12 protein-coding genes are annotated in these 13,377 nt (G+C 51.5%); 3 read left to right on the forward strand and 9 right to left on the reverse strand.

Translation table 11 applies throughout. The annotated features are described in order from the left end of the window. Positions 1–75: 75 nt before the first annotated feature. Both CU041_RS16795 and CU041_RS16800 read left to right on the forward strand, forming a co-directional pair. A complete protein-coding gene (locus CU041_RS16795; RefSeq protein WP_233433150.1) occupies positions 76–735 on the forward strand; it encodes a CDP-alcohol phosphatidyltransferase family protein in 660 nt (219 codons plus the stop codon). 194 nt (positions 736–929) lie between these two features. Then, on the forward strand, positions 930–2,033 hold the full coding sequence (locus CU041_RS16800) for an ABC transporter substrate-binding protein (RefSeq protein ID WP_101247769.1): 1,104 nt from the start codon (positions 930–932) through the stop codon (positions 2,031–2,033). 83 nt (positions 2,034–2,116) lie between these two features. Here CU041_RS16800 and CU041_RS16805 read toward each other — a convergent pair whose 3' ends face one another. The 6 genes from CU041_RS16805 to CU041_RS16830 all read right to left on the reverse strand — a co-directional run bounded on the left by CU041_RS16805 (position 2,117) and on the right by CU041_RS16830 (position 6,792). Then, positions 2,117–2,464, reverse strand: a complete 348-nt coding sequence (locus tag CU041_RS16805; protein ID WP_068518701.1) for a hypothetical protein — start codon at positions 2,462–2,464, stop codon at positions 2,117–2,119. Positions 2,465–2,644: 180 nt separating this feature from the next. Then, a complete protein-coding gene (locus CU041_RS16810; protein ID WP_068518702.1) occupies positions 2,645–2,920 on the reverse strand; it encodes a GIY-YIG nuclease family protein in 276 nt (91 codons plus the stop codon). Positions 2,921–3,076: 156 nt separating this feature from the next. Then, positions 3,077–3,856 (reverse strand): SDR family oxidoreductase, encoded by a 780-nt coding sequence (locus tag CU041_RS16815; protein ID WP_101247770.1) that lies wholly within the window; start codon positions 3,854–3,856, stop codon positions 3,077–3,079. A 129-nt stretch (positions 3,857–3,985) separates the two neighbouring features. Beyond that, complete coding sequence (locus tag CU041_RS16820; RefSeq protein WP_101247771.1) at positions 3,986–4,642, reverse strand: 2-dehydro-3-deoxy-6-phosphogalactonate aldolase; 657 nt, start codon at positions 4,640–4,642, stop codon at positions 3,986–3,988. A gap of 4 nt (positions 4,643–4,646) precedes the next feature. Next, positions 4,647–5,642, reverse strand: coding sequence for a 2-dehydro-3-deoxygalactonokinase (locus CU041_RS16825; RefSeq protein ID WP_233433151.1), 996 nt, complete (start codon positions 5,640–5,642; stop codon positions 4,647–4,649). A gap of 160 nt (positions 5,643–5,802) precedes the next feature. Beyond that, positions 5,803–6,792, reverse strand: a complete 990-nt coding sequence (locus CU041_RS16830; RefSeq protein ID WP_101247772.1) for a cation diffusion facilitator family transporter — start codon at positions 6,790–6,792, stop codon at positions 5,803–5,805. 502 nt (positions 6,793–7,294) lie between these two features. Here CU041_RS16830 and katG point away from each other — a divergent pair. Beyond that, the gene (gene katG / locus CU041_RS16835; protein WP_101247773.1) at positions 7,295–9,478 is read left to right on the forward strand and encodes a catalase/peroxidase HPI; all 2,184 of its coding nucleotides are present in this window, start codon (positions 7,295–7,297) and stop codon (positions 9,476–9,478) included. 119 nt (positions 9,479–9,597) lie between these two features. Here the strand turns inward: katG and CU041_RS16840 are convergent, their stop codons facing one another. The 3 genes from CU041_RS16840 to CU041_RS20830 form a co-directional block, all read right to left on the reverse strand. Then, positions 9,598–11,151 carry a DNA polymerase gene (locus CU041_RS16840; protein WP_101247774.1) on the reverse strand — a complete coding sequence of 518 codons (1,554 nt, stop codon included), beginning with the start codon at positions 11,149–11,151 and terminating at the stop codon, positions 9,598–9,600. Then, positions 11,144–12,796 carry an RNA-directed DNA polymerase gene (locus CU041_RS16845; protein ID WP_101247775.1) on the reverse strand — a complete coding sequence of 551 codons (1,653 nt, stop codon included), beginning with the start codon at positions 12,794–12,796 and terminating at the stop codon, positions 11,144–11,146. The genes CU041_RS16840 and CU041_RS16845 overlap by 8 nt, the downstream gene beginning before the upstream one ends. Before the next feature lie 289 nt (positions 12,797–13,085). Next, a partial coding sequence (locus CU041_RS20830; protein ID WP_212733815.1) for a hypothetical protein occupies positions 13,086–13,377 on the reverse strand: 292 nt, incomplete at its 5' end.

The following is a 13,377-nucleotide window of genomic DNA, read 5'->3' on the forward strand; positions in this document are numbered from 1 at the left end:
CGGGCATCAATATCTGACGGCTTACGAACTGGTGATTTTGATTTGTTCAACCTTGCCCCTATAGTCGGGCCAGGCTTGACCAACCAAAACGAGTTCCCGATGTTTGATGCCCGCCTGCGCCCGCTGATCGACATACCGCTTAATGCGGCTGCCCGTACCCTGTCGGGCACGGGGATCACCCCGAATGCCATCACCGGCATCGGCTTTTTGTTCGGGGTCCTTGGTGCGGTGTTTCTTGCCTTCCAGCTTGATTACGCGGCCCTTGTGATGATCTTGTTGTCGCGGATCATGGACGGGCTTGACGGTGCCGTTGCCCGTCATGCAGCCCCAAGATCACGCCACCCCGGTGCCAAAACACAGGAAAGCGACCTTGGCGGCTATTACGACATTGTCGCCGATTTCCTGTTTTATTCCGGCATCATCCTGGGATTTGCCATCGGGCGTCCGGAACATGCGCTTATGGCGGCATTTCTGATTTTCTGTTTTGTTGGCACCGGATCGAGTTTTCTGGCCTATGCGATCATCGCAGCCAAGCAGAACCGCAACCATGACAAACAGGGCAAAAAAAGCTTCTATTTCCTGACCGGCATTACCGAAGGCAGCGAAACCATCCTTGTTTTGTGTCTGATTTGCGTCTTTCCCGGCTGGTTCCCCCAGATTGCTGCAATCTTCGGGGCCTTGTGCCTGATAACGACATTTGGCCGTATCTTGCAAGCACGTCGCGATTTCGGCTAACGGCCGGAAAAGACGTTGTAACTTCTTGAAGTCCCCGACCGTCACAACCATATCGCCAGTAGCACACAAGGTCGTCATACTCCCGGTCGCCCCCAACGATGACCTGCAAAGAAACCAGTGTCAGCATCCGTTGACCCGATGGTCCAGAACCGTCAGATCAATACCGCCTGACCTTAAAAAACGACAGGAACATTATGCGGCCAGTCTCGAATGTTTTTGCTTTGATTTTCGCGTGCTTTCTCGTTGTTGCCTGTGACCAGTCAGGCCCGATCAAGATCGGTTTCATTGCCGGATTGTCCGGACCGGGTTCGGATACCGGAACCGATGCACTCAATGCGCTGAAGCTTGCCGCCCAGCAAGTCAATAACGATGGCGGCATCAATGGCAGGATGGTTGAAATCCTGCCGCGGGATGATGAAAAATCACCCGAAGTCGCCCAACAGCATGTCCGCGAACTTTCCCAACTTGGTGTGGATGCCATTGTCGGTCCCATCATCAGTTCGATCGGCATGGCGATCCTGCCGGTTATCAACGAACTTGGCATCGTGACCGTATCACCAACGGTATCGGCCGCCGAATTTGCCGGTTTTCGCGACTATCTTTTCCGTATGAACACCACCACACGTGAAAATGCGCGCGCCTATGCAAAACGCAGCATCGAACTTGACCGAAAACGCGTTTCCATCGCCCTTGATGGTCAAAACGAAGCATTCGCCGACAGCTGGTATCGTGAATTTCTTCTGGAATTCGAAGAACTTGACGGCCGGGTGATTTCCAAAAACTGGATCAACACCAGTCAGGCCAGCAATGCCGACATCGCCAGACAACTGGTTGATGATGCCCCCGATGCGATCGTGCTGGTCGCCAACAGTTCCGACAGTGCCAATCTTGCGCTTGAAATCCGCAAACTGTCCAAGGACATCCCGATTTCTGCTGCGGAATGGGCCGGAACCGATTTGCTGATTGAAATCGGCGGAACTGCGGTCGAGGGCATGGAACTTGTCCAGGCCTATGACCGCTATGACACCAATCCGCGCTTCCAGCAATTTGTTGCCGATTACGAAGCCATGTTTGATCGCCATCCGGGGTTCAGTGCGGTTCTGGCCTATGATGCAGCAACGGTTCTGTTTACCGTGCTCAAGACCAAACACCCCGATCAGAAACTGGCCAATGCCATGACCGATCTGCCCCCGCAGATGGGGCTGCATCAGGAACTGAAATTCGATCAGTATGGGGATGGCAATCGCGACGTCTATTTCGTGACAATTCAGAACGGCAAATTCATCCGCGTGAAATAGACCAGTATCGCCGCACTAAAAAACAAAAGCCCTGCTTGTGCAGGGCTTTTTCTTGTCGGCATCGGGGATGAATTCCCGAAATCCTAGTGATCGCTTTCTTCAAGGAAATGGTCGCCAAGGCCAGTATCGTATTCCATACCTTCCTTGGTCAGAACGATGCTGCCCGGATAGCCTTCCTTGACCAGTCCCTTGCGGGTCAGCGCGACCCAGACTGCCGGGTTTTCAAAGCCGCTGGCGTCACGGGCCGCAACGGTGAATTTGCCGACATGTACATGGTCACCATGGGCATGGGGCACACGCAGAAGAGTTGCCTCACCGCTGGCTTCGTCGATCTTGCCCGAATTCGGGTCTTTGGCGATGACCTGTGCCAGGACAAGGGTGCGAAGCTGCAACTTGTTGAGTTTCAGCGGGTTTTTGCGAACGAATGCCATATCTGGTGTTACCCCGGTTTCAATGGATTGATTGCAAGGACATATCTGTTACTTGGCGCAATGATGCAAGCCCTGTTTTGGCCGGGCGCCTTGCAGCAATTGCATTGCTTGGCATCCGATTCCTTGCCAGGCAGCAAAATTTCAGCCGCACAACAGCCGGGCCAAACCCGACAGACCGCGCTATCCACCCGCCAGCATCTTGCGCAATTTGCGGTCCCGCTTAAGGTGCCATTCCCGGCTCATGGCCTGACCGAAGGTACGGAACCGTTCAACATAAACCAGCTCCCACTGCCGCCCGCGCGTGGTCTTGGCCCCTTTGCCGCTATTATGCGTCACCAGCCGCGCCTCAACATCGGTTGACCAGCCGACATAAGTCCTGGGCAGCTTGACCCGGACATTTGCCGCCGGATCAAACCCCAATTCACGCAGCACATAGACAAAGGTGAATGACGCCATTTCCGAAGCTGTTTCAATACGATGTTACATCAGGTGTGTTGAGGTTCGCGGCCTCGCATGACGAAAATGGCCGCTTTCGAGAACCGGCGCGCACCGTACCAAAGTACATGAACCGGAAGCACAGAAAGCGACCATTTGCAGCCCATATGGGGCAAATTAAAGGGTGGAGTTAAACGCGCCACCGTCCAGCAGAATATTCTGCCCGACCATGAATTTCGCATACTCGCTGCACATGAAGGCACAGGTCGCACCGAAATCAAGCGGATCACCAAAACGACCGGTCGGAAGGCCCGCCTGGGTTTTGGTGCGTGCTTCATCAAGGCTGATGCCTTCGGCCTTTGACTTGTTGGTCATCAGGGCGTTGATGCGGTCGGTGTCATGCTGTCCCGGAAGCAGGTTGTTCATGATCACGCCATCCTTGGCAACCTGACGCGACGTTCCGGCAACAAAACCGGTAAGACCGGCACGCGCCCCGTTCGAAAGACCAAGATGGGGGATCGGCGATTTGACCGAACCCGAAGTGATATTGACGATACGGCCCCATTTGCGCGAAATCATGCCCGGCAGAACCGCGGTCGCAAGCAGGATCGGCGTCAGCATGTTTGACTGAACCGCGGCTTCCCATTCGGCCTGTCCCCAATCGGACCAGATGCCCGGGGGCGGACCACCGGCATTATTGACCAGAATGTCGGGCGCACCTTCGGCGGCAAGGACCTTGTTGCGGCCTTCCTCGGTCGTGATGTCACAGGCAACCGTCGTGACATTCACGCCATATGTATCACGGATATATTCCGCCGTTTCATTCAGCGGCCCTTCGGAACGTGCATTAAGCGTCAGATCAACACCGGCTTCTGCCAGTTTGATGGCGCAACCACGGCCAAGCCCCTTGGACGAGGCACAGACAATAGCCTTGCGGCCTTTAATTCCCAGATCCAATGGATCCTCCCATCTTGGAGTTCGTCTAATGGCAGGAATTTAGACCGGGCATGGCCGTCTGGTCAAACACCGTTCCACGATCTGGAACGATTAATCCAGATCACCGGCATCTGCAAAATCACCGGTTGATCACGCCCCGAACACCGCGTCATGTGCCGCGACATAGGCAACGGCGGCCTTTGAAACATCGGCCACCGACATGCCGGGTTTGTAAATGCCCGACCCCAGACCAAACCCGTCACACCCGGCCTTGGAATAGGTTGCAAAATCATCCGGACCGACGCCCCCGACCGCATAAACCGGCATCTGTGCCGGAAGAACCGCGCGCATGGCCTTGATGCCATCAGCACCAATGATGCTGGCCGGAAAGATTTTAAGCCCGTCTGCCCCGGCCTTGATGGCGGCAAAGCATTCACTTGGCGTCAGCACACCGGGCCAGGACCCCATGCCAAGTTCTTTGGTTTTGGCGATCACCTCGATATCGCAATTGGGCGAAACGATAAACTCACCCAAAGCCTTTTTGACATTGGCCACATCATCAGGCGTCAAAACGGTCCCTGCCCCGATCATCGCCGCATCCCCGACCGCTTCCTTCATCGCGCGGATGCTTTTAAGAGGTTCTGGCGAATTAAGCGGCACTTCAATCATGCTGATGCCGGCATCGACCAGCGCGCGGGCCATATCGGCCGCCTCATGGGGTTGCACCCCGCGCAGGATCGCAATCAGCCTGCGGTGTTTTTTGCCGCTGCGCGCATCGGTAATCTGTTCTGCAACATATGGTGCCATGGTCTTAAATCCTTTGTGATGCGTGCGATAAGGTCTGATAGGCCTGGCTCAATCCGGCAAGGGTGATGGCACCGCCATCCATCGCCAGCGCAGTTTGGCCATGCACGGCCAGTGCTGCCTGATATAGGGATGCAAGCTTGCCTGCACCAACCAGTGCAATGGTTTCACCATCTTGCAACCGATCCAGAATATCGGCAATTTCCAGACCGATCACACTGCCCGACAAAACCGCCACCCCTGACGGGACGTCTGCGCTGTTCAAGGCAACAAGGCCCGCGGCACGCACGGTAAAAAGCTGATGCAAAAAGCTGCCGGGCTGCGTTTTTGCCGACCGAACCGCCCCGGCAAAGGCCGCATCATCCCAATCATCGCCAACCGAATGGCGCAGGATTGATTGGCGGGACAAAAGTGCAAAGACCTCGCCACTCATATAGGTCCGAAAGGCGGTGATTTTTCCGTCCGCAACCCGCGCCCATTTCGAATGGGTTCCGGGCAGGCATACCCAACCGGCAAAATCCGGGTTTTGGTTCATAAAGCCGACAAGCTGGGTTTCCTCGCCGCGCATGACATCGGCATCGCCCGATATTTCGCCAACGCCTTTGGGACGCTGACACAATCCGGGCAGGATCGAAACCGCCACCCTTGGGTCGGCCACCGTCGGGCTGACCGCCCCGGATGCCAGATCGCGCGGTGCAACCGGCACCTCGCAATACGGGGCTTCAAGCCATCCCTGCCGCGCCCCGGCCATGCCGCAAATCACCACCGGCACATTGCGTATCGCCGGGTCAAGCCAACGGTCAATCAGCCCGATCAGAACCCCTTCGAAGCTCAGTTTATCGTCCCCGGCAATCGCATTCATGCCAAGCGGACTTTCCGCCATCGCCAGGATGTTAGCGCTATCATCCATTGCCCAGACGCGCAAATTCGATGTGCCCCAGTCAACCGCGATCCAGCTTGGTGCCTGGGCCGGGATGCCCGAATGATGTGATGAAGCCGTCAACGCCCTGCCCTTCTATGATTGTCGGCACAGGTCCCGAACCGGGATCAATGCCGCCTGTTTGCATTCCTCATACTATTGGGCGCATGAATGGTCAATCCATCGCGCAGGAAATCACCGCGCACGCTCTCAAATGCATAACGCCGCGGCGACCACCCCGATATCAGATCTGCGGGGCCGGTACATCGGGATCAAGCAGGCTTTGATGCGATTTCCAGTTTTGGGCTTCGATAAACACCTTGGATACTTCGGGGATGGCAGCACGGATATCGATCTCAAGCCGCGACACGGCGGCTTCGACCTGTGGCGATCCGATCTTGTCATCAAAATCGACACTGACACAGACAATCACGCTTTGCGGTCCGTGATGCAGTGTGATGATTTCATTCACCCCCAAAATGCCCGGAATGCCCGCAACCATCCGCGCGATCTTTTCGCGGCTTTGCGCATTGGCACTTTCCCCGATCAGAAGCCCCTTGCACTCGACCGCCAGGAAAAACGCCGTCACCGCCAGAATAAGACCGATCATCACCGATGCCAGCCCGTCAAGCACCGGCATATCAAGCAAATAGGCCGCCGCAATCCCGACAAACGCCACCAGCAAACCCAATAGGGCCGCTGAATCCTCAAACAGGATGACAAACACCGTCGGGTCCTTGCTGCTATGCACGGCCTTGATGATCGTCTTGTCGGGGTTCTGGGCCCGAAATGCCCGATAGGCTGTGCGAAACGCTGCCCCTTCCAGCACCATGGCAATGATCAGGATCGTGAACACGACGTGATATGTCCGGATATCAAACCCGCCAAGCGATGCCACCACATGGATATCAAGCGCGTGGGGATGAAGGATCTTGTCCACCCCCTCCCAGATCGAAACACCGGCCCCCAATCCGAAAATCATCACCGCAACCAGAAACGACCAGAAATAGGTCTCCTTGCCATAACCCATCGGATGACGTTCATCAGGCTCCTGGGTCGACAGCTTCAACCCCAAAAGCAAAAGCCCCTGATTGCCCGTATCAACCAGCGAATGGATGCCTTCGGACATCATCGCCGCAGAACCGGTAATCGCCGCCCCGGCAAACTTGGCCACAGCAATCAACAGATTGGCCGTCGCGGCCATGTAAATGGCCCCTTTTGAGGAATGAGACATATACGCGCTATCCATTCTGAATGATCGGTGATGTGTGCCTGAACCGAGCATCTGAAAAAAGCCCGACAGGCAAATGACTTAGCCCAGTCTAACCGCTTTTGGCCGAATGTCACGGCCTGTCACAGCCTGTGCCGCCGGTTTGGCTCCGCCGCCCGAAGAAATCGAAAAAAGCTATCAAAGATACATAAAATAACTATTTCACCTATTACGCATCAAATTGTTAGGCTCTTCAAAGCGATGGGGAAACCCATGGTTTCGGAATTTGTGACCACGTTCGTTGCGATCTCTGAGTTGAACATTATCTGCAACATGAAAGCTTCACGTAGAAATACTGGCGCACTCATACTGGTTTTGTTTAAATCACATCTCAGGGAACCCAACCATAAGGCGACATGAAACAGCAGATCGGGACTTGCTGTTTTGCCCCGGTCGTCTTTGGCGCAAAACGAAACGGGTCAAGGAGCTGTTTTAAAAACATCTCAGCCACTACGGAGAGAGAAAAATGGACGGAAAACATACCGCAGGGAAATGTCCGGTAATGCACGGCAGCATGACCGAGACCGGCACCACCAACACCGACTGGTGGCCCAAGACCCTTAATCTTGACATCCTGCATCAGCACGACACCAAATCCACGCCCTATGGCAAGGACTTCAACTATGCAGAAGAGTTCAAGAAACTTGATCTCAACGCTGTCAAAACCGACCTGAAAAACCTCATGACCGACAGCCAGGACTGGTGGCCGGCGGACTGGGGTCATTATGGTGGTCTGATGATCCGTCTGGCCTGGCACTCTGCCGGTTCCTACCGTCTGGCCGATGGCCGTGGCGGCGGCGGCACGGGCAATATCCGCTTTGCCCCTCTGAACTCCTGGCCTGATAACGCCAACCTTGACAAGGCACGCCGTCTTCTGTGGCCGATCAAAAAGAAATATGGCAACAAGATTTCCTGGGCTGACCTGATCATTCTGGCCGGCACCATGGCTTATGAATCGATGGGCCTCAAAGTCTTTGGTTTTGCCGGTGGTCGTGAAGATATCTGGCATCCGGAAAAAGACGTTTACTGGGGTGCGGAAAAGGAATGGCTGGCACCGTCTGATTCCCGTTATGACGATGTCACCAAACCCGAAACCATGGAAAACCCGCTTGCCGCCGTGCAGATGGGCCTGATCTATGTGAACCCGGAAGGTGTCAACGGGCAGCCTGACCCGATCAAGACCGCCGCCCAGGTGCGCGAAACCTTTGCCCGTATGGCAATGAATGACGAAGAAACCGCCGCCCTGACGGTCGGGGGTCATACCGTCGGTAAAACGCACGGCAATGGCGATGCTGCCCTTCTGGGCGAAGCTCCCGAAGGGGCTGACATCACCGAACAGGGTCTGGGTTGGAACAACCACACCACGCGCGGCATCGGCCGTGACAGTGTGACCTCGGGCATCGAAGGTGCCTGGACCACCCATCCGACCAAATGGGATAACGGTTATTGCAAGCTTCTTCTGGGCTATGAGTGGGAACTCAAGAAAAGCCCGGCCGGTGCCCATCAGTGGGAACCGATCAATATCAAGGAAGAAGACATGCCTGTTGACGTCGAAGATCCGTCAATCCGTTGCATGCCGATCATGACCGATGCCGATATGGCCATGAAAATGGACCCGACCTATCGTGCTATCATCGAGAAATTCGACAATGACTTCGAATATTTCTCCGATTGCTTTGCCCGTGCATGGTTCAAGCTGACCCACCGTGATCTCGGCCCGAAAGCCTGCTATCTCGGCCCGGACGTTCCGGCCGAAGACCTGATCTGGCAGGACCCGATCCCGTCGGTTGACTACACCTTGTCAGACGCCGAAATCGCCGACCTCAAGGCCAAATTGCTGGCGTCCGGCCTGACCTCGGCCGAGCTGATCAACACCGCCTGGGATTCTGCCCGTACCTTCCGTGGTTCGGACAAGCGTGGTGGTGCCAATGGTGCCCGCATCCGTCTCGCCCCGCAGAAGGATTGGGAAGGCAACGAACCGGCCCGCCTTGCCAAGGTTCTCAGCACCCTCGAAGGCATTCAGGCCGGCCTTGCCAAGAAAGTCTCGATTGCTGATCTCATCGTTCTGGGCGGTACGGCTGCGGTTGAAAAGGCCGTCAAGGATGCCGGCTTCAACATCACTGTTCCGTTCGCACCGGGTCGTGGTGATGCCACCGACGAGATGACCGATGCCGAAAGCTTCGAGCCGCTCGAACCGCTGGCCGACGGGTTCCGCAACTGGGCGAAAAAGGACTATGTCGTTCAGCCCGAGGAAATGCTGCTCGACCGCGCACAGCTTCTTGGCCTGACCGCCCATGAAATGACGGTTCTGCTCGGTGGCATGCGTGTTCTTGGCACCAACTATGGCGGTACCAAACACGGCGTGTTTACCGACCGCGAAGGTGTTCTGACCAACGACTTCTTCGTCAATCTGACGGATATGGGCAACAGCTGGAAGCCGGCGGGCAAGAACCTCTATAACATCGTCGATCGCAAAACCGGCGACACCAAATTCACCGCCACCCGCGTTGATCTGGTGTTTGGTTCAAACTCGATCCTGCGCGCCTATGCAGAGCTCTATGCCCAGGACGACAACCAGGAGAAGTTCGTTAAAGACTTCGTTGCGGCTTGGACCAAAGTGATGAATGCGGATCGGTTTGATCTGGCGTGAGGTGTTGAGCCTCTAGGATGATTTGGATTGGAGCTTTTGGGCTCTGATGTGAGAACACCCCCGGTCGTGAGGCTGGGGGTGTTTTTTTTAATTAGGACCAGTTGTAACAAAAAACTTTTTCAATCTGCGTAGAATGAGGACAACGAAGCTTTTCCTGAAATATCCAATGTATCCGCGAAGAACTCAGTGAATGCATCTTCAAACGCTTTTACGACCCTATGCGGATCGGACTTCGGTTGATGTTCGACGAGGACTGCATCGTGTAGCGGAATAATTATCCTGAAATCTTGCAAATCGTTGACTTTTAACAGTGCCAATTTGAATATTAACGCTCCGGTTCCCTGAACCGTCTGGCTCACAGCCGAGCGAACTTCTTTTGCTGATGCTTGATTTTTATGCCTCAGATAAAAGTAGTTCCCCGAAGATGTCCCCAATCTACGTTTCTTATTCAGCTCCTTAGACAATCCATGCTTCCATTTTTCGAAAACAGTGAATTCATCAAACACTTTCGAAGTTTTATTTTTGTCAGCACCTAAGTCTACTGCCGCATTGATCAGATTTCGTCTCTTCATTCCATATGCATAAGATAAGAACAATCTTTTCGCATTACCCCTTCCATTCTCGCTTCCAAATATTAATTTGGACAGATACTTATACAGATCTTTCTTATTGTACAATTCCATCAGCAATGGATCAGTAGATAAAGCAGCCATAATTCCCACTTCGAATTGATCATAGTCAACATAGGAAAGAGTCCTATTTTGACTGGGAATTATTACCTTGCGATATTTTTTCGAAATATTCTGGAGACTGGGTGAGCTCAATAAAATTCGGGAAGTACGAGTGCCTTGCGATATGATTTGAGGAAAACATTTGTTCTTTTTATGGGAAATTCCGTTTAGAGCTTCTCGCGTTCCCTGAAGGCTTCTCAGGTTTTGAATATCAGCACCTAGATTGTTATCTGTGGCCAAAAATTCTAAAACAGTTTCAACAGATGTATCTTCTAGATCAAATCCATACTGTGTTAAAATTTCAACCAATGCGTGTTTTGAAGGTACTTCTAAGGGCATATTATGCTTAGCTGAGAAATCTTTTAACGCTTTGAAAAAATCGTAATCGATTTGATTTCTAAATTTTCTCAACTTTTTCGGGTCAAATGATATTCCCGGTAAAATATGGCTGTACAATACATTGCTGATACCTTTTTCAATTTTTTGAAACCTGTCCCATTCTCCACGTATCGACGCCAATCGCGAAATCACTTTGAAACCGCGGATCATGGCCACACCAATAGCGCGCAAAACTTCGGAATCAAAGGAAATTGAACTGTAGTTCCAATCCTTAAATAAGGCCAACTCTTCATCTTTTACACCAAATCGACGCAAGAATTTTTCTGCACTAAAATCCTCTCGAGCCTCACGAACATTTGGATTTGTGCTGACGGTTAAAACCAGGTCATCCAAAGCTATTACATTCTGTGGAATACACTCTTCGTGCGCCAATGCTTCCGATGCTAGAGAACCGAAATCAAAACAAACAATCGTTCTTTTAATTTTCGATAACTGCTTGAATGTCTTTTGTTTTACGGTCTTTCCATTCCATACGTAAATCTTTCCAGACTTCTCCTCTCCGTAGTCTGGAAAAAACACGACTGACACAACATCATCAATCATATTCGCTCACCTCATCAAAGAGGTTGTTCAGAATCACGTCTCTTTTGGGAAACACAATTTTTCCGTCATCGTCCTCGAACGCTTTAACCCTATCTTTTGTGCCTCTTACGCGGTCAGAAAGTTTAGGGTAAAGTTTCTCGATTTTACTCTCAGGATACGATCTCGTTGCGATTGAGAAATAGCGCTGGAATTGATAGGGGAGCCCACTCTCAAACCTTGCAATTGCTGTATTTACCACCGACTTGTATCCCACCTGTGTTGCCCAAATAATGACAGCCCCGGCTTCTGCTGTGTACAAATCCTCCTTTAAAATCTTGATGCCAGTCTTGCGTAACCGGTTTGACTTAAGAGAATTCTTCGCTAGTAACATCCAAAGGTGGTAATTTTGCCAATCATGAATGGCCCTTTCCCGGTCCATCAAGAACGTCTCTAATTCTTCCACGCACGCCCCCTCCAGCCCAAGCAAGTTCAATATTTTACAATACTGATCTGTCGAGGCTGGCTGCTCGAAAATAGATGCAATAAGTATTTTAGGCAGGCTCTTATCAAAATAAGCTGGCGTTAGAATTCCCAGCTCAGATAACTGCCCCAATCTGTTAGCTGCAAACCGAAATGCTCTGGATTGGGTCTCGTCGCATTCAATGCAGTCCACCAAAAGTGCAAAAAGATACTTTATTGATTTGAGAATCAATGACCGACTTCGTGATTTCCACATCTGCTCAATGGCAGCAACTCTTGCATCTTTGTTAGGAAATTCTGCTTCTATCTCACTTTTGGATGCATTGTGCTTGAGAATTGTAGTCTTTGAAGAATTTACGTTTAGCCCTCGTACACGAAGAAAGCCAATTAGGTCTACCAGTGCTTTTTTTGCAGCATCTTCTGAGTCGCAAATAATTCGGATATCATCGACATATCTGTAATAGTCATACCCAGCACTTTCCATCTTCCGATCAACATCGGTGAGAACAACATTTGCCAAAAAAGATGATGCGTCCCTGTTTTGGGCAAGCCCAAAACCGTCAGAAAAGTTCCACTTATCTAAACATGACTCTAAGAGATGTAAGGCATTCCTGATTTGATGCTTTTGATTAGGCTCTGCTTTCACCTCTGGCATCAATTCATAGAATGCCGCCATAATATCTTTGCTTCGGATATTTTCGAAATAGTTTGCTAGGTCAGTAACTAGGAGGAATTTCTTGTCACCGACAAAGGTATACGTAACCCCCTCATATGTAAGCCAACGTTCAATCCTGTTTTGAAACAATGCTCTGTTTGAATACCGCGCGTAGCGATGGCTCAGTACTCGATGGCTAATGCTTTTATCGAAAAACTTGATTAAGTACGAGCAAATCGATTGATAGACGAAACGATCATAAAAATCAGTTTCGAGTGAATATCTGACAGGCAAACCCTTTTTAGGAACATTGCGAAGTATCCGCTCTTGAGGAAGATACCCTCCATTACCTTGAGCAACCTGTTTAGAAAGCAAATCTGCAACATGCGCATTTGCCTTTAGCAAGTCCTGATAACCTAAACAATCGAAGTACCATTCATCGAACAAGTCCGCGTTCAAGTTGCGTAGAACTTCACTAATATCTACATCAAATCCAAAAATATCTTTGATGCTATCAACCGAGCTTTGCACGAACTACCTCATTTCTACAGCAAACAGAACTGCCTTCTTGCAATCAATACACAATTGAAATGTCGCATATTAACCACCCAGCCGGATTTGCTGACTTTGACGGTGAACTTTCAGCACCCAACATCCTTACAATCTTTGCTGGAGAATCAAATAGTTTTTTCTAATTTAAACCCTATCAAAGCACCTCATTCGATTTTATTGATAGAAATTTTTTATGAACAAATCCCCATGCTCACTTCGCCTTAGGATTAACCGGCTACCTTGACTGCACACTAACCTGTTTGTCACCTTAGAAGGAACCAAGATTAGGCTCCTCCAGCTCCGGCCTTTGGTCTTTGGTCTTTGCAAAGAACCTGCAAACAGGTATCGGATAGATGTGTTGATGCCCTACGAGCGCAGTCTGCGCGCGGCTGTCGCCGTGCTCGACCTTCAGCTTAAAATCGCTCCACTGGAGCGATTTTTTAACAGCTTCAGCCTTCAAGTTATGAGCACAGGCTCGTAACGCAGGAAGATCGAAGGTGCAAAGACTGTCTCTGCGGGCAATAAAAAACCCTGCCACCGAAGGTGACAGGGTCTTTTTA

The organism is Thalassospira povalilytica (genome assembly GCF_002844235.1).
Classification (GTDB): Bacteria; Pseudomonadota; Alphaproteobacteria; order Rhodospirillales; family Thalassospiraceae; genus Thalassospira; species Thalassospira povalilytica.